A 15,569-nucleotide genomic window follows, 5' to 3' on the forward strand; every position below is an offset into this window, starting at 1 on the left:
CGTAATGACATGGTATCTCTCGCATCCCACGGCATAAGCGACTCCATATACGGGTTCTTATGCCTTAGTTGTAAGTGTCTACCATGTCCCCGAACAAGCGTTCACTATGTCCCCAGTCTGTACACCCTGAATGGAGAGGGGGCCGACCGTGCCAATATTTTTTGTGAGGATCCCTCAGCCCGGCGGGAAAGGGCATCAGACCGCACGCAACTACTTAAGCGTACAGTCTCCACACTGCTGAACATCCGGCAGGCGATAGCGCTGGCAGCAGGTGCGGCGTACCAGCAGCCCGTCACGCGGCACCACGGTGCGGAAAAGCGGGTTATCCTGGCCGTCTGACAGCTGGCGGGCAAAGAAAAAGGCCTGACGCAGTGTTTCCACTTTCTCATCACCCAGCAGCGCTTTCATCTCATTCAGATACCAGTGAATTAAATAGCCGGTATTGCTCCAGATAAGTTTGCCATTAATCTCACCCGTCTCTTCCAGCGCCTCAATCACCGGGATCAGCGCGCGGGTAATCATCACGTCCATCCGCTGTTGCGCTGAGAGCACCGTTGTCTCGCGGTCTTCATTCACGTCAATCCAGAAACAGGCGGCGCGCCCGGTTTCATGGAACTCAACGTGGAAATGTTCAGGAGAAACATCCAGCGCCACATCCTGCGTAAGCAGCGTCAGCATTAATGGCGGCACCAGCAGCCCGATATACCATTGCGCCCACAGCGACAGCAGCGGCTTGTTTTCCCGCGTCTGGTTCGGTTGGTTGCGATAGATATGATCGGAGTAGATGGCCAGCAGTGACTGCAGTTCGCTCGGACGTCGCCATTGGGTCAGCGTCAGGGCCGTATGGGGATGGGGTTCGTCCAGCTTGATGAAATCCAGCAGGTGCGCACGGGTCTCGGTGATGGCGTCACGCATCGAATCCGCGAGCGCAGAAGGCCCTGACGGAAGAGGAGTGTGCCAGATAAGACTGTCAACGGTGCGTGCTGAACCTGTGGCCATAAGCAGACTGGATAGAAATCTAAATGATAATGATTGCCAATCCTAACTATAGGCAAAGCCGATCGCAAGATTTTTTACACAATCCGCCGGCAGGCTGACAGATGAGAAATTATGTCATATGATATTGGTTATCATTATCGAACCGAGAGAGACAGATCATGCTGAGCAGAGCGTTAGGAAGTGGTTGGGGAGTGTTACTGCCGGGCGCAATGATTGCCGGCCTGGCGTATACCGATCTTTCGCTGATGGTCTGGAAAGTGATTATCGTCTCGGGCTTACTGATTTCATCTGCCATGATTTGGCATAAACAGTTACGGCATTTTGTGTTGCTGCCATCGTGCGTCGCATTTGTTGCGGGCATGTGGGTGATTGCAATGAGTTTGAAATAGGGGAACTGCAGGAGAGAACATCAGGGAGAGATAAGATAATTGGTGCGAGGGGGGGGACTCGAACCCCCACATCCTAAGGACACTAACACCTGAAGCTAGCGCGTCTACCAATTCCGCCACCTTCGCACAGTCATCTTATTTTTCGATATCGCCTCGTTGGTGCGAGGGGGGGGACTCGAACCCCCACATCCTAAGGACACTAACACCTGAAGCTAGCGCGTCTACCAATTCCGCCACCTTCGCCCAGTGCAAGCGATATCTTTTACTACATGGTTATTGGTGCGAGGGGGGGGACTCGAACCCCCACATCCTAAGGACACTAACACCTGAAGCTAGCGCGTCTACCAATTCCGCCACCTTCGCATACCATCGATACCCAAAAAAAGTATCGTAACCACGGAGGCGCATTCTAGAGCGTTTCAGATTTTCGTCAACAGATAAATGAGCAGGATGTTGTGATTGCTGCAAAAACGGCCTGATTGATCATCAGGCCAGTTTGCAAGCTTCAGGCGTTACTTCTTCGCCTGGCGGGTCATGATTGCGCGGTAAATTTTAAAGCGGCCGGTCTGCGCCAGCACTTCGTGGAAGCCGAAGATTTCATCCAGCACTCTCGGATACGGCAGGAAGGCGTTGGCCACGATGCGCAGTTCGCCACCGCTGTTCAGATGACGAACCGAGGTGCGGATCAGCGTCTGAGCCGCTTCGAGGCTGGTTTCCATCCCATCATGGAACGGCGGATTGGAGATGATCATATCGAAACGACCGGTCACTTCAGACAAGACGTTAGAGGCCAGGACTTCACCTTCGATACCGTTTGCTGCAAGCGTTGCGCGGCTGGCTTCGATCGCCGGGGCGCTGACGTCAGTCAGGGTCAAGCGCACTTTTGGCGAATGGCTGGCGAGTGCCACGGAGAGCACGCCCGCGCCACAGCCCACGTCCAGCACTTTACCTTTGGTGTGCGGCTTGAAGGTGGAGAGCAGCAGCTGGCTACCCACATCCAGACCGTCACGGCTGAAGACGCCCGGCAGGGTTTTAATGGTCAGGCCATCAAGCTGATATTCGCCCCAGTATTTTTCTGCATCGAATACGGGTTTTTTGTCCAGACGACCGTGATACAGGCCGCAGCGACGGGCGCTGTCGATTTTGTTCAGCGTGGCGTATTCCGCCAGCATCTGCTCGGCGCTGCGCACGCCGCTGCGGTTTTCACCGACCACAAAGATATCGCAGCCTACCGGCAGCAGTGAGAGCAGGTTCATCAGCTGGAACTGGGCTTCCGGCTTGTTCTTCGGCCAGTAGTAGATCAGCGTATCGCAGTCAGCCACATCGCTCTCTTCCGCCACCAGGCTGTAGCGAACGCGTTCTTCCATCTGACGGCTTAACAGCTGCCAGTGGTGGAATTGCTGGGTGTGCGCGCGGCTGTCGGCGCAGTCGAAACGAGCAGGCAGGTCATCCTGCATATCTCCGGCAAACAGAATACGGCTTTGTTCGAAATCATCACTGTGGCGCAGCAAGACTTCACTTGCCGGGGTAAATGCAGACATGAAAAACTCCTCAAGGATTAAGGGGACGGATTATAGTTGTTTGTTGGCGCAGATTCGACGAGTTTGGTATATTTGCGCGCCTGACAGACAGGAGTTATGGCAATGGCATCCCGACGAGACAGGCAATTACAGCAGCTGGGCATCACCCAGTGGGCGTTGCGTCGCCCGGCGGCCTTGCAGGGCGAGATCGCCATCTCGCTTCCCGCGCACATTCGTCTGGTGATGGTGGCGCAGAGCCTGCCGGCCCTGAACGAACCGGTAATTACTGACGTACTCCGTGCCCTGAACGTGGGTAGCGACCAGGTGCTTCAGCTCACCCCGGACCGCGTCGCGATGCTCCCGCAAGGTAGCCGCTGCAACAGCTGGCAGCTTGGCGCAGCTGAAGAGATAGTGCTGGATGGCAGTAAGCTAACCACCCCGGTGCTCGACGAACTTAAAGTAAACCCGGCGGCACTGCGCGCGCTGTGGCAACAAATCTGCGAACATGAACACAATTTCTTCCCTCACGACGACTGATTTAGCCCAGGCTTTTGACATCGAAAAACGCGCCCACGCATTTCCGTGGAGTGAAAAAACCTTTGCCAGTAACCAGGGTGAGCGTTACCTGAACTATCGCCTCGATGTCGACAGTCATCTCGCCGCATTCGCTATCACCCAGGTGGTGCTTGATGAAGCGACGCTGTTTAATATTGCCGTCGATCCGGCTTTCCAGCGTCGTGGATTGGGCAGGGAACTGCTGGAGCATTTAATCCGCGAGCTGGAAGCCCGGGACGTTTTCACCCTGTGGCTGGAAGTGCGGGCCTCGAATACTGCGGCCATTAAACTCTATGAAAGCCTGGGCTTTAATGAAGCGACGATCCGCCGCAATTATTACCCCACCGCAGAAGGACGTGAAGACGCCATCATCATGGCTCTGCCGCTTGGATAACAGATAAGGTTGTAACAATGAACTGGGACTGGATTTTTTTTGACGCCGACGAAACGCTGTTTACCTTCGATGCCTTTGGCGGCTTACAGCGGATGTTTCTCGACTACAGCGTGACCTTTACCGCTGAGGATTTCCAGGATTACCAGGCGGTCAATAAACCGTTGTGGGTGGATTACCAGAACGGTGCCATTAGCGCATTACAGCTACAGCATCAGCGTTTCATGGGGTGGTCTGAGCGCCTCAGCGTCCCGGCGGGGGATTTGAACAACGCGTTCCTTAATGCGATGGCCGCCATCTGCGCGCCACTGCCGGGGGCCGCGTCACTGCTGGATTCCCTGAAAGGCAAAGCGAAGCTCGGTATTATCACCAACGGCTTTACTGCCCTGCAGCAGATCCGCCTTGAGCGCACCGGTTTTCGTGACTATTTTGATTTGTTAGTGATCTCCGAGCAGGTTGGCGTGGCGAAACCGGCGGCAAAAATCTTCGACTATGCGCTGGCGCAGGCCGGCAACCCGGATCGGGCAAACGTGCTGATGGTGGGTGATACGGCGGAGTCGGATATCCTCGGCGGGATCAATGCGGGTCTCTCTACTTGCTGGCTGAATGCGCACAATCGCGCTCTGCCGGAAGGGATCCAGCCTACCTGGACCGTGGCCTCGCTGAGCGAACTGGAGCAACTCCTGTGTAAACATTGATTGCCTGCCCCCCATTGATGGGTAAAATAGCCGCATTTTCGTATTCATGATGCGTGGCTCACTGCCGCGCTTTTAAAAGAAGATTTGATTATGACGTTGTCTCCTTATCTGCAAGAGGTGGCGAAGCGCCGTACTTTTGCCATTATCTCTCACCCGGATGCCGGTAAAACCACCATCACCGAGAAGGTGCTGCTGTTCGGACAGGCGATCCAGACCGCCGGTACGGTTAAAGGCCGTGGCTCCAGCCAGCATGCGAAATCCGACTGGATGGAGATGGAAAAGCAGCGTGGTATCTCGATTACCACTTCCGTGATGCAGTTCCCGTATCACGACTGCCTGGTGAACCTGCTCGACACCCCGGGTCACGAAGACTTCTCCGAAGATACTTACCGTACCTTGACGGCCGTCGACTGCTGCCTGATGGTTATCGATGCCGCGAAAGGTGTAGAAGACCGTACCCGTAAGCTGATGGAAGTCACCCGTCTGCGCGATACGCCGATCCTCACCTTTATGAACAAACTTGACCGTGACATCCGTGATCCGATGGAAGTGATGGACGAAGTGGAGCGCGAACTGAAGATCGCCTGCGCCCCTATCACCTGGCCAATTGGCTGCGGCAAGCTGTTTAAAGGCGTATATCACCTCTATAAAGACGAAGTTTATCTGTATCAGACCGGTAAAGGTCACACCATCCAGGAAGTGCGGATCGTGAAAGGTCTGGATAACCCGGATCTGGACGCTGCGGTAGGCGAAGATCTGGTCGAGCAGCTGCGCGAAGAGCTGGAGCTGGTCAAAGGCGCATCCCACGAGTTCGACAAAGAGCTGTTCCTGAGCGGTGAAATTACGCCGGTATTCTTCGGTACTGCATTGGGTAACTTTGGCGTCGACCATATGCTGGATGGCCTGATTGAGTGGGCACCACAGCCGATGCCGCGTAAAACCGACACCCGTGAAGTGGTCGCCAGCGAAGAGAAGTTCACCGGCTTCGTGTTTAAAATTCAGGCCAACATGGACCCGAAACACCGTGACCGCGTGGCGTTTATGCGCGTGGTGTCGGGTAAATATGAAAAAGGCATGAAGCTGCGTCAGGTCCGTACCGGCAAAGACGTGGTGATCTCCGATGCGCTGACCTTTATGGCGGGTGACCGTTCACACGTCGAAGAGGCGTATCCGGGCGATATCATCGGTCTGCATAACCACGGCACCATTCAGATCGGCGACACCTTTACCCAGGGCGAGATGATGAAGTTCACCGGTATTCCGAACTTCGCGCCGGAGCTGTTCCGTCGTATTCGCCTGCGCGATCCACTGAAGCAGAAACAGCTGCTGAAAGGGCTGGTCCAGCTGTCGGAAGAGGGCGCGGTGCAGGTGTTCCGTCCGATCTCTAACAACGATCTGATCGTGGGTGCGGTCGGTGTGCTGCAGTTCGACGTGGTGGTTGCTCGTCTGAAGAGCGAATACAACGTTGAAGCGATTTACGAATCGGTCAACGTGGCGACGGCGCGCTGGGTCGAATGTTCTGACGTCAAGAAATTCGAAGAATTTAAGCGTAAGAACGAGATCCAACTGGCGCTCGACGGCGGCGATAACCTGACCTATATCGCCCCAACCATGGTTAACCTGAACCTGGCGCATGAGCGTTACCCTGACGTGCAGTTCCGCAAAACGCGCGAGCATTAATCCCGTCCCAGAGCACGGCAGCTGCCGTGCTCTTCTTAAATCCCAGCCTTATTAATCCCTTACGGAATTTTCTTAATTCATCGCCTTTTGCTTACGATTGCTCATTTTTTGACCGATTCTGAAAGCAGCCTGCTGATTGTGATCTATATTTAACTCAGTGTTTAGCACCGGGCGCAGATGAAAGCTCTACTCAATGCGTGTTGATAAGGTCGTCGTCTCGCCCGAGTGTTGATTGGAAGTATGAATGGCTACTTAAAACAGATATGTGTCGCTCGAATCTGGAGCAAACCAAAGGAATACATCGATGAATACTAAAAAACTGAACATTTCGAAAACTCTGCTGGCGGTTGTGATGGGTAGCGCCCTGGTCTGCGGCTCTGCAATGGCAGAATCCACCACCAATACCGCAGGGGAAAAAATCGATAGCTCAATGAATAAAGTCGGTAACTACATGGATGACAGCGCGATCACGGCGAAGGTGAAAGCGGCCCTGGTTGATCATGAGAACATTAAGAGTACCGACATCTCCGTTAAAACGGATAAGAGCGTCGTCACCCTGAGCGGCTTCGTTGAGAGCCAGGCGCAGGCTGAACAGGCGGTGACCGTGGCGAAAGGCGTTGAGGGTGTAGCCTCCGTTAGCGACAAACTGCACGTGCGTGACGGCAAAGACACCACGGCCAAAGGCTATGCCGGTGACACCGCCACCACCAGCGAGGTGAAAGCCAAACTGTTAGCCGATGACATCGTCCCATCGCGTAAAGTCAAAGTTGAAACTACCGATGGGGTGGTTCAGCTGAGCGGTACCGTGGATTCGAGCGCGCAAAGCGACCGTGCCGAGAGTATTGCTAAAGCCATTGATGGCGTGAAAAGTGTCAAAAACGATCTGAAAGTAAAATAAAGTCTACAATTTGACCATCTGGCTTCGGCCAGATGGCGAGATAAGAAATTAAGAATTATATGGACATCGCAGTGAGCAACCTGAGCGCTCACGGACAGCGGTCGACATTAACTATGGTAAAGGAGAGTCTTATGTTTCGTTGGGGCATCATTTTTCTGGTTATCGCGTTAATTGCCGCCGCTTTGGGTTTTGGTGGACTGGCAGGCACCGCAGCGGGCGCGGCGAAAATTGTCTTCGTGGTCGGTATTATCCTGTTCCTGGTCAGCCTGTTCACCGGTCGACGCCGTCCATAGCGTCGCTTATCGGTACGCTTACAAAAAGGCCCCTGTTTTTACAGGGGCCTTTTTCTGTTATTGCCCCTCTCAATTTGAGAAATGCAGCGGGAGTACGCTACTGTGTAGTAACAGAACAATAAAAAAAGGGATACCAAAGTGGGGCAGCGAATTCCGGTTACGCTCGGCAATATTGCGCCGCTGGCGCTCAAGCCTTTTCGCCCGGGGCAGGTCGCACTGGTGTGCGAAGGCGGCGGTCAGCGGGGGATCTTCACGGCTGGCGTGCTGGATGAATTTATGCGCGCGCAGTTTAATCCCTTTGATCTCTTTTTTGGTACTTCAGCCGGCGCGCAAAATCTCTCGGCTTACGTCTGCAATCAGCCGGGCTACGCCCGTAAAGTGATCATGCGTTACACCACTTCCCGCGAGTTCTTCGACCCGCTGCGCTTTGTGCGCGGCGGCAATCTTATCGATCTCGACTGGCTGCTGGATGCCACCGCCAGCCAGATGCCGCTGTCGATGGACACCGCCTCGCGCCTGTTTGATACCGGTAAATCCTTCTGGATGTGCGCCTGTCGCGGGGATGATTACACCCCGGGCTACTTTTCGCCGCTGAAGGAGAACTGGCTGGATATTCTCCGCGCCTCCAGCGCAATACCGGGTTTCTACCGCACCGGTGCGCTGCTGGATGGGATCGCGTATCTGGACGGCGGCGTCAGCGATGCGATCCCGGTGCAGGAGGCGGCCCGGCGCGGTGCGAAAACGATTGTGGTGATCCGCACCGTACCGTCGCAGATGTACTATACCCCACAGTGGCTGAGGCGAATGGAGCGTTGGCTGGGTGACAGTAGCCTGCAGCCGATGCTTAATCTGGTGTCGCACCACGAGGCCAGCTACCACACTATTCAGCGTTTTATCGATAAGCCGCCGGGCAAACTGCGGATTATCGAAATCTACCCGCCGAGGCCGCTCAAAAGTCAGGCGCTGGGCAGTCGGGTGCCCGCCCTGCGCGAGGATTACAAAACCGGTCGCCTGTGCGGGCGTTATTTCCTCGCTACGGTGGGCAAATTACTGGCCGATCAACCGCCGCTGCGACGGCATGCGCGGATCGTTGTCCCGACCGCGCTGGTTGTGCCCCCGGCGATCGTGGCCAACGACATCGCCGTCACGCCGCGGGTGATTGCACACCAGGCAAATGACACCCTGTTTGATAACGAGGATCTGGCGTGACTTACCGCTTTGTTGATACCCATTGCCACTTTGATTTTCCCCCTTTTACCGACGATGAACCCGCCAGCCTTCAGCGTGCCGCCGAAGCCGGGGTCGAAGCAATTATTGTTCCGGCTATTGATGTGGCCAGCATCACGCGCGTACAGCGATTGGGCGAGCGCTATCCGGCGCTGTATATTGCGCTCGGCCTGCATCCCATCGTGATTGAATCCCATCGCGATGCGCACCTGGAGCAGCTCGATGCGGCGATTGCCGCGCGTCCGACAAGGCTGGTGGCGATTGGCGAGATCGGTCTCGATCTCTATCGTCAGGATCCGCAGTTCGAGCGCCAGGAAACGATCCTCGACGCCCAGCTAAAGCTGGCAAAGCGCTACGATCTGCCGGTGATCCTCCATTCGCGACGGACGCATGACAAGCTGGCGATGCACCTTAAGCGTCACGATCTGTCGCGTACCGGGGTGGTGCATGGGTTTGCGGGTAGCCTGCAGCAGGCCCAGCGTTTTGTGGAGATGGGTTATAAGATTGGCGTCGGCGGCACCATCACCTATCCACGGGCCAGTAAAACCCGCGATGTGATGTCGCAATTACCGCTTTCTGCCTTGTTACTGGAAACGGATGCGCCGGATATGCCGCTGAAGGATTTTCAGGGCCAGCCTAATCGCCCGGAGCAGGCGGCGCGGGTCTTCGCCACGTTGTGTGAACTGCGCAATGAGCCTGCAGATGAAATAGCCGACGCGCTGCTGTACAACACCCGCACCCTGTTCGATCTTCCGCTATAGATACAGCGCCGGGCGGATCACCCGGATCCGCTGGCTCTCGAGCATCTGCGCCAGCGGCTCGACATCCTTAGGCGTTGCGCTGCGCCATTGGCGGGCTTCGCCATAGACCCCATGCGAATGAAAAGCGTTGATTCTGACGGGAACGTCGCCCAAACGGCGGATAAAACTCACCAGTTCCCGCCGATGGGTGAGGTAATCACAATGATCCGGGATCACCAGCAGGCGCAGCTCGCTCAGTCGGTTATGCGCCGCCAGCCAGCGAATACTGTGCTTGATGGTTGCGTTATCCCGCCCGGTCAAAAACTGGTGCTGCGCGCTGCCCCAGGCCTTCAGATCCAGCATGGCGCCGTCAAATACCGGGAGCAGTTTTTGCCAGCCGGTTTCACCGAGCAGACCGTTGCTGTCCACCAGGCAGGTCAGATGCTGAAGCTGAGGGTCGGCTTTCAGCGCCGTGAACAACGCCACCACAAACGGTAGCTGAGTGGTGGCCTCACCGCCGCTGACGGTCATGCCGGTGATAAAGGGCGCCACCTTGCGAACCTGGGCCAACACCTCTTCTACGCTCATGCGTTGCGCCATCGGCGTGGCCTGCTGCGGGCAAAGCCGCAGGCAGGTGTCGCACTGCTGGCATAGCGACTCTTCCCACCACACCCGTCCGGCCTGAATGTGCAGCGCGTCATGCGGACAGTGCGGCACGCACTCCCCGCAGTCGTTGCAACGGCCTATCGTCCACGGATTGTGGCAGGTTTTGCAGCGCAGGTTACAGCCCTGCAGAAACAGGGCCAGCCGACTGCCCGGCCCGTCGACGCAGGAGAAGGGAATAACCTGACTAACTAAAGCGCATCTGCTGTTCATGGCTTATCACGCGCGGCTGGCGCTCCAGGATTCGGGTATTGCGGGCGGCCTCATCGCCCAGCCAGGTGGTGTTGGTGCGCGATCCCTCTGCACGGTATTTTTCCAGCTCGGACAGCCGCACCATATAGCCGGTAACGCGCACCAGATCGTTGCCTGCGACGTTGGCGCTGAACTCGCGCATCCCGGCGCGGAAGGCGCCCAGGCACAGCTGCACTACCGCTTGCGGGTTGCGTTTAACGGTCTCGTCCAGGGTCAGAATGTCGCTGATCCCGGCGTGATAGTGACGGTGATGCGGCGCCACGGCCAGCAGGTGACTGATAGGATCCGGCTCATCACCGTACGGCAGGCGCGCTCCCGGGGTGGTGCCAATATCCGAGCTGATCCCCGACTGCGCATGTAGCATCGCCCGCTGCTGCCAGCCATGTTTCACCGGGGTATTTTCCACAAACGCCGCTAACTGTTCGCTAATCCGATACCCCAGCGCGTTGGCCTGCGCGTCTTTACCGTATCGCCCGTTAAGCCCGGCTTTCTCGCACAGCACGTTCACCGCTTCTGCCAGGCCATACATGCCAAACATCGGCACAAAACGGTCGGCGTCGATCAGCCCTTCCTTGACCAGGAAGCTATTCTCAAAGAAGCCGGATTGCTGATAGAGGAAATCACACCGCGCATCGATGATGGCGATCTGCTGCTGGCAGTAGTGCGGCAGGCTGCGGGTAAAGAACTCTTCAACGGAGTCACTCTGTTGGGCAATCGCTTTCAGATTAAGGCGCACCAGGGTGCTTCCGCCGCCTGCCAGCGGCAGCGAGTTGTAACAACTGACTACCCCAAAGCGGTTTTTTGTGAAAATTTTATCATTTTCCGGGCCGTTGGCGATGTGAGGTTTACTGCATTCGCAGATGTTTTTGGCCACCTCCAGCAGCAGATCGTCCGGGGTGATCGTCGGATCGTAGATAAAGGTCAGATTCGGTGAAACCTGCTTCAACTCTGCATCAGCGCGTAAAATCGCCCGGGTGATGGGGCCATCCGCCGGGCCAATGTTGGCATGGACAAAGGCATCTGGCAGGGTGCGATCGAGATAGCGCCAGAAACGTTTTATTCGAATATCTATTTCGTCTTGTGTTAGAATTCTAACATACGGTTGCAACAGCGCATCAAGATGCCCGAGGAACACCGGCATCGACGTCACGGACGGGACGTGGTGGTAAAGGATAGTGAGCAGCGACAGGGCATCATCCAGATCCTGTGCCCCTTCCAGCTCCAGCCATTGTGAGCCTTTTGCCAGGAATACCGCGTAGTCGGGCAGGACATAGCGTGGTTTGTAGGGCGCGTGGCCCTCAAACATATCGCAGATAAAACCGGCTTCCAGGGCGAGACGCGCTTCAGACGTTAAGGCAGGATAGGGCAGATTGTTTTCGGCCTCCAGCGCCAGGAAATGGCGTTTTTGTTCGGGACTTAACACCGGGCTTGTCACAATTTTCTGGCAACGTTGTTGCAGGGTATCGGGGCTGGCTGTGGACATTGTCGCTTCCTTATTCTGCTGCAAAAGTGGAAGAGAGTGTAAGAAGAGTCCCGCCGTTTGCCTTTGATCCTGCGCGGGTGCCTGGTGCGTTAACCGACAGTTACAGCAAAAATATTTGAAGTTGATCGCATTACAGTTATGCAAATTTGTAAGCGTATTTCATTAACTGTGATGAATGTCGAAGTGAGAATGCGGGTGAATGTTAGAATACTCACAGACCCGCAAGGTACAATTTTACGGCTATATGCCTGGAGAATGTTATGACCGACTTAACCGCAAGCAGCCTGCGCGCGTTGAAACTGATGGACCTGACCACCCTGAATGATGACGACACCAACGAGAAAGTGATCGCGCTGTGTCATCAGGCGAAAACCGCAGTCGGTAACACCGCGGCTGTCTGCATCTATCCCCGTTTCATTCCTATCGCCCGTAAGACCCTGAACGAGCAGGGTACGCCGGACGTGCGCATCGCTACCGTGACTAACTTCCCGCACGGCAACGACGACATCGAGATCGCGCTGACAGAAACCCGCGCCGCCATCGCTTATGGCGCAGACGAGGTGGACGTGGTCTTCCCGTACCGCGCGCTGATCGCTGGTAATGAGCAGATTGGTTTCGATCTGGTGAAAGCCTGTAAAGAGGCCTGTGCAGCGGCTGACGTGCTGCTGAAAGTGATTATCGAAACCGGCGAGCTGAAAGAAGAAGCCCTTATTCGTAAAGCGTCTGAAATCTCGATTAAAGCAGGTGCTGATTTTATCAAAACCTCTACCGGTAAAGTGCCGGTTAACGCCACCCCGGAAAGCGCACGCATCATGCTGGAAGTGATCCGCGATATGGGCGTGGAAAAAACCGTTGGTTTCAAACCAGCAGGCGGCGTACGTACTGCGGAAGACGCGCAGCAGTTCCTGGCGATTGCCGATGAGCTGTTTGGTGCAGACTGGGCTGATGCCCGTCACTATCGTTTCGGCGCATCCAGCCTGCTGGCAAGCCTGTTGAAAGCGCTGGGCCATGGCGACGGTAAGAGCGCAAGCAGCTACTAAGATTTGAATTGCCGGGTGGCGCGACGCTTACCCGGCCTACTTTCGGGAGGTTACCGTGTTTCTCGCACAAGAAATTATTCGTAAAAAACGTGATGGTCATGCTTTAAGTGACGAAGAGATCCGTTTCTTTATCAACGGCATTCGTGACAACACCATCTCTGAAGGGCAGATTGCTGCTCTGGCGATGACCATTTTCTTCCACGATATGGCGATGCCAGAACGGGTATCGTTGACCATGGCGATGCGAGATTCAGGAACTGTCCTGGACTGGAAGAGCCTGAATCTTAACGGTCCGATCGTCGATAAACACTCCACCGGCGGCGTGGGCGATGTCACTTCGCTGATGCTGGGGCCAATGGTCGCTGCCTGCGGCGGCTATATTCCGATGATCTCCGGGCGCGGCCTCGGTCATACCGGCGGCACCCTCGACAAACTCGAAGCCATTCCGGGCTTTGATATCTTCCCGAATGACAATCGCTTCCGCGAAATTATTAAAGATGTGGGTGTGGCGATTATCGGCCAGACCAGCTCCCTCGCTCCGGCGGACAAGCGTTTTTACGCCACGCGTGACATTACCGCGACCGTCGACTCCATCCCACTGATCACCGCCTCGATCCTCGCCAAGAAACTGGCCGAAGGGCTGGATGCGCTGGTGATGGATGTGAAAGTGGGCAGCGGCGCCTTTATGCCGACCTATGAACTCTCTGCGGCGCTTGCCGAAGCGATCGTTGGCGTCTCCAACGGCGCTGGCGTACGGACTACCGCGCTGTTGACCGACATGAACCAGGTGCTGGCGTCCAGCGCCGGTAACGCGGTGGAAGTCCGCGAAGCGGTGCAGTTCCTGACCGGTGAATACCGTAACCCGCGTCTGCTCGACGTCACCATGGCGCTGTGCGTGGAGATGCTGATCTCCGGCAAGCTTGCCCAGGACGACGCCGACGCGCGCGCAAAACTGCAGGCAGTGCTGGATAACGGTAAAGCGGCTGAGATCTTTGGCCGCATGGTTGCCGCGCAGAAAGGCCCGACCGATTTCGTGGAAAACTACGCCAAATACCTGCCAACCGCGACGCTGAGCAAAGCCGTTTACGCGGACAGCGAAGGATTCGTCTCTGAGATGGATACCCGTGCGCTGGGTATGGCGGTGGTCTCCATGGGCGGCGGTCGTCGTCAGGCATCCGACAGCATTGATTACAGCGTTGGCTTTACCGAGATGGCCCGTCTGGGCGACAGCGTTGACGGACAGCGTCCGCTGGCGGTGATCCACGCCAAAGATGAAAACAGCTGGCAGGAAGCCGCGAAAGCGATGAAAGCGGCCATCACTCTGGCGGATAAAGCGCCGGAAAGCACACCAACCGTCTATCGTCGCATTACCGAATAGCGGTATACTGATCTGATCGCTTTTTTATGAAGCACTGAGTACGGAGAATATATGAAACGTGCATTTATTATGGTGCTGGACTCATTCGGCATCGGCGCTACAGAAGACGCAGATCGCTTTGGTGACACAGGTGCAGACACCATGGGTCACATCGCTGAAGCCTGTGCAAAAGGTGAAGCGGACACAGGTCGTAAAGGCCCGCTCAATCTGCCTAACCTGACCCGTCTGGGCCTGGTGAAAGCCCACGAAGGTTCTACCGGCAACGTTGCCGCAGGTATGGATGGCAACGCGGAAGTGGTGGGCGCATACGCCTGGGCGCACGAGCTCTCTTCCGGTAAAGATACCCCGTCTGGTCACTGGGAAATTGCCGGTGTACCGGTCCTGTTCGACTGGGGCTACTTCTCCGATCACGAAAACAGCTTCCCGCAGAAACTGTTGGATAAGCTGGTTGAGCGCGGCAACCTGCCGGGTTACCTCGGCAACTGCCACTCATCCGGGACCGTGATCCTCGATCAGCTCGGCGAAGAGCACATGAAAACCGGTAAACCGATTTTCTACACCTCCGCTGACTCCGTATTCCAGATTGCCTGTCATGAAGAGACCTTTGGCCTGGATCGTCTGTACGAGCTTTGCGAAATCGCCCGTGAAGAGCTGACCGAAGGTGGCTATAACATCGGCCGCGTCATTGCGCGTCCGTTTATCGGCGACAAGCCGGGCAACTTCCAGCGTACCGGCAACCGTCACGATCTGGCCGTTGAACCGCCAGCCGCGACCGTGCTGCAGAAGCTGGTCGACGAGAAAGACGGTCAGGTTGTCTCTGTGGGTAAAATCGCGGATATCTACGCCAACTGCGGCATCACCAAAAAAGTGAAAGCCACCGGTCTGGATGCGCTGTTTGACGCCACCGTCAAAGAGATGAAAGAAGCGGGCGACAAGACTATCGTCTTCACCAACTTCGTTGATTTCGACTCCTCATGGGGCCACCGCCGCGATGTGGCGGGCTATGCTGGCGGTCTGGAGCTGTTCGACCGCCGTTTGCCAGAGCTGATGGAGCTGGTGGGTGAAGATGACATTCTGATCCTGACCGCTGACCACGGCTGCGACCCGACCTGGACCGGCACCGACCATACCCGTGAGCACATCCCGGTACTGGTGTACGGCCCGAAAGTGAAACCGGGTTCTCTGGGCCATCGCGAAACCTTCGCGGATATCGGCCAGACGCTGGCGAGCTACTTTGGTACCTCCCCGATGGACTACGGCAAAAACATGCTGTGATAATAATTGGGGTGCGGTCTGATGCCCTCACCCCGGCCCTCTCCCACAGGAAACATGGGTGCGGCCTGATGCCCTCACCCCAACCCTC

At 56.1% G+C, this 15,569-nt stretch carries 16 protein-coding genes and 3 tRNA genes; 12 read left to right on the forward strand and 7 right to left on the reverse strand.

Going from position 1 to position 15,569, the window contains the following annotated elements; genetic code table 11:
- Positions 1 to 210 precede the first annotated feature (210 nt).
- Positions 211 to 999 (reverse strand): siderophore-iron reductase FhuF, encoded by a 789-nt coding sequence (gene fhuF, locus M8013_RS04405; protein WP_271266599.1) that lies wholly within the window; start codon positions 997 to 999, stop codon positions 211 to 213.
- Positions 1,000 to 1,157: 158 nt separating this feature from the next.
- On the opposite strand from fhuF, the gene M8013_RS04410 reads away from it, so the two are divergent.
- On the forward strand, positions 1,158 to 1,388 hold the full coding sequence (locus M8013_RS04410) for a DUF1435 domain-containing protein (protein ID WP_271266600.1): 231 nt from the start codon (positions 1,158 to 1,160) through the stop codon (positions 1,386 to 1,388).
- Positions 1,389 to 1,428: 40 nt separating this feature from the next.
- Here M8013_RS04410 and M8013_RS04415 read toward each other — a convergent pair.
- From M8013_RS04415 to rsmC, 4 genes are all read right to left on the reverse strand, one after another.
- Positions 1,429 to 1,514, reverse strand: a tRNA-Leu gene (locus tag M8013_RS04415).
- A 31-nt stretch (positions 1,515 to 1,545) separates the two neighbouring features.
- Positions 1,546 to 1,631 (reverse strand) — tRNA-Leu (locus M8013_RS04420).
- Positions 1,632 to 1,665: 34 nt separating this feature from the next.
- A tRNA-Leu gene (locus tag M8013_RS04425) sits at positions 1,666 to 1,751 on the reverse strand.
- Positions 1,752 to 1,900: 149 nt separating this feature from the next.
- Positions 1,901 to 2,929: a 16S rRNA (guanine(1207)-N(2))-methyltransferase RsmC gene (rsmC, locus tag M8013_RS04430; protein WP_271266601.1), complete on the reverse strand. Its 1,029-nt coding sequence runs from the start codon at positions 2,927 to 2,929 to the stop codon at positions 1,901 to 1,903.
- A 102-nt stretch (positions 2,930 to 3,031) separates the two neighbouring features.
- Here rsmC and M8013_RS04435 point away from each other — a divergent pair, with 102 nt between their 5' ends.
- The 8 genes from M8013_RS04435 (at position 3,032) to M8013_RS04470 (ending at position 9,411) form a co-directional block, all read left to right on the forward strand.
- On the forward strand, positions 3,032 to 3,445 hold the full coding sequence (locus tag M8013_RS04435) for a DNA polymerase III subunit psi (protein ID WP_271266602.1): 414 nt from the start codon (positions 3,032 to 3,034) through the stop codon (positions 3,443 to 3,445).
- Complete coding sequence (gene rimI / locus M8013_RS04440; protein ID WP_271266603.1) at positions 3,414 to 3,857, forward strand: ribosomal protein S18-alanine N-acetyltransferase; 444 nt, start codon at positions 3,414 to 3,416, stop codon at positions 3,855 to 3,857. The genes M8013_RS04435 and rimI overlap by 32 nt, the downstream gene beginning before the upstream one ends.
- Positions 3,858 to 3,874: 17 nt before the next feature.
- Positions 3,875 to 4,552 (forward strand): pyrimidine 5'-nucleotidase, encoded by a 678-nt coding sequence (yjjG, locus tag M8013_RS04445; protein ID WP_271266604.1) that lies wholly within the window; start codon positions 3,875 to 3,877, stop codon positions 4,550 to 4,552.
- A 90-nt stretch (positions 4,553 to 4,642) separates the two neighbouring features.
- A complete protein-coding gene (gene prfC / locus M8013_RS04450) occupies positions 4,643 to 6,232 on the forward strand; it encodes a peptide chain release factor 3 (RefSeq protein WP_271266605.1) in 1,590 nt (529 codons plus the stop codon).
- A gap of 304 nt (positions 6,233 to 6,536) precedes the next feature.
- Entirely contained in the window at positions 6,537 to 7,130 is a 594-nt protein-coding gene (gene osmY / locus M8013_RS04455) for a molecular chaperone OsmY (RefSeq protein WP_271266606.1), read from the forward strand.
- A 131-nt stretch (positions 7,131 to 7,261) separates the two neighbouring features.
- Positions 7,262 to 7,423, forward strand: coding sequence for a DUF1328 domain-containing protein (locus M8013_RS04460; RefSeq protein WP_002887716.1), 162 nt, complete (start codon positions 7,262 to 7,264; stop codon positions 7,421 to 7,423).
- Between the two features lie 138 nt (positions 7,424 to 7,561).
- The gene (locus M8013_RS04465) at positions 7,562 to 8,632 is read left to right on the forward strand and encodes a patatin-like phospholipase family protein (protein ID WP_271266607.1); all 1,071 of its coding nucleotides are present in this window, start codon (positions 7,562 to 7,564) and stop codon (positions 8,630 to 8,632) included.
- Positions 8,629 to 9,411: a metal-dependent hydrolase gene (locus M8013_RS04470; protein WP_271266608.1), complete on the forward strand. Its 783-nt coding sequence runs from the start codon at positions 8,629 to 8,631 to the stop codon at positions 9,409 to 9,411. The genes M8013_RS04465 and M8013_RS04470 overlap by 4 nt, the downstream gene beginning before the upstream one ends.
- Here the strand turns inward: M8013_RS04470 and M8013_RS04475 are convergent.
- Both M8013_RS04475 and M8013_RS04480 read right to left on the reverse strand, forming a co-directional pair.
- Complete coding sequence (locus M8013_RS04475) at positions 9,406 to 10,266, reverse strand: YjjW family glycine radical enzyme activase (protein WP_271266609.1); 861 nt, start codon at positions 10,264 to 10,266, stop codon at positions 9,406 to 9,408. The genes M8013_RS04470 and M8013_RS04475 overlap by 6 nt on opposite strands.
- Positions 10,241 to 11,788 (reverse strand): YjjI family glycine radical enzyme, encoded by a 1,548-nt coding sequence (locus M8013_RS04480; RefSeq protein WP_271266610.1) that lies wholly within the window; start codon positions 11,786 to 11,788, stop codon positions 10,241 to 10,243. The genes M8013_RS04475 and M8013_RS04480 overlap by 26 nt, the downstream gene beginning before the upstream one ends.
- 260 nt (positions 11,789 to 12,048) lie before the next feature.
- Between M8013_RS04480 and deoC the strand changes: the two genes are divergently transcribed.
- Genes deoC through deoB form a run of 3 tightly spaced genes read left to right on the forward strand, consistent with a single transcriptional unit; the run spans position 12,049 to position 15,481 of the window.
- Positions 12,049 to 12,828, forward strand: a complete 780-nt coding sequence (gene deoC, locus M8013_RS04485; protein ID WP_271266611.1) for a deoxyribose-phosphate aldolase — start codon at positions 12,049 to 12,051, stop codon at positions 12,826 to 12,828.
- A 55-nt stretch (positions 12,829 to 12,883) separates the two neighbouring features.
- Complete coding sequence (gene deoA, locus M8013_RS04490) at positions 12,884 to 14,206, forward strand: thymidine phosphorylase (protein WP_271266612.1); 1,323 nt, start codon at positions 12,884 to 12,886, stop codon at positions 14,204 to 14,206.
- A gap of 51 nt (positions 14,207 to 14,257) precedes the next feature.
- On the forward strand, positions 14,258 to 15,481 hold the full coding sequence (gene deoB, locus M8013_RS04495; protein WP_271266613.1) for a phosphopentomutase: 1,224 nt from the start codon (positions 14,258 to 14,260) through the stop codon (positions 15,479 to 15,481).
- Positions 15,482 to 15,569: the final 88 nt, after the last annotated feature.

The organism is Silvania confinis, assembly GCF_025564085.1.
Classification (GTDB): Bacteria; Pseudomonadota; Gammaproteobacteria; order Enterobacterales; family Enterobacteriaceae; genus Enterobacter; species Enterobacter confinis.

Excerpts from the sequence above, each read along its gene's own strand:
- fhuF (WP_271266599.1), bottom strand. The coding sequence starts at position 999 with ATGGCCACAGGTTCAGCACGCACCGTTGACAGTCTTATCTGGCACACT.
- M8013_RS04410 (WP_271266600.1), top strand. The coding sequence starts at position 1,158 with ATGCTGAGCAGAGCGTTAGGAAGTGGTTGGGGAGTGTTACTGCCGGGC.
- rsmC (WP_271266601.1), bottom strand. The coding sequence starts at position 2,929 with ATGTCTGCATTTACCCCGGCAAGTGAAGTCTTGCTGCGCCACAGTGAT.
- M8013_RS04435 (WP_271266602.1), top strand. The coding sequence starts at position 3,032 with ATGGCATCCCGACGAGACAGGCAATTACAGCAGCTGGGCATCACCCAG.
- rimI (WP_271266603.1), top strand. The coding sequence starts at position 3,414 with ATGAACACAATTTCTTCCCTCACGACGACTGATTTAGCCCAGGCTTTT.
- yjjG (WP_271266604.1), top strand. The coding sequence starts at position 3,875 with ATGAACTGGGACTGGATTTTTTTTGACGCCGACGAAACGCTGTTTACC.
- prfC (WP_271266605.1), top strand. The coding sequence starts at position 4,643 with ATGACGTTGTCTCCTTATCTGCAAGAGGTGGCGAAGCGCCGTACTTTT.
- osmY (WP_271266606.1), top strand. The coding sequence starts at position 6,537 with ATGAATACTAAAAAACTGAACATTTCGAAAACTCTGCTGGCGGTTGTG.
- M8013_RS04460 (WP_002887716.1), top strand. The coding sequence starts at position 7,262 with ATGTTTCGTTGGGGCATCATTTTTCTGGTTATCGCGTTAATTGCCGCC.
- M8013_RS04475 (WP_271266609.1), bottom strand. The coding sequence starts at position 10,266 with ATGAACAGCAGATGCGCTTTAGTTAGTCAGGTTATTCCCTTCTCCTGC.
- M8013_RS04480 (WP_271266610.1), bottom strand. The coding sequence starts at position 11,788 with ATGTCCACAGCCAGCCCCGATACCCTGCAACAACGTTGCCAGAAAATT.
- deoC (WP_271266611.1), top strand. The coding sequence starts at position 12,049 with ATGACCGACTTAACCGCAAGCAGCCTGCGCGCGTTGAAACTGATGGAC.
- deoB (WP_271266613.1), top strand. The coding sequence starts at position 14,258 with ATGAAACGTGCATTTATTATGGTGCTGGACTCATTCGGCATCGGCGCT.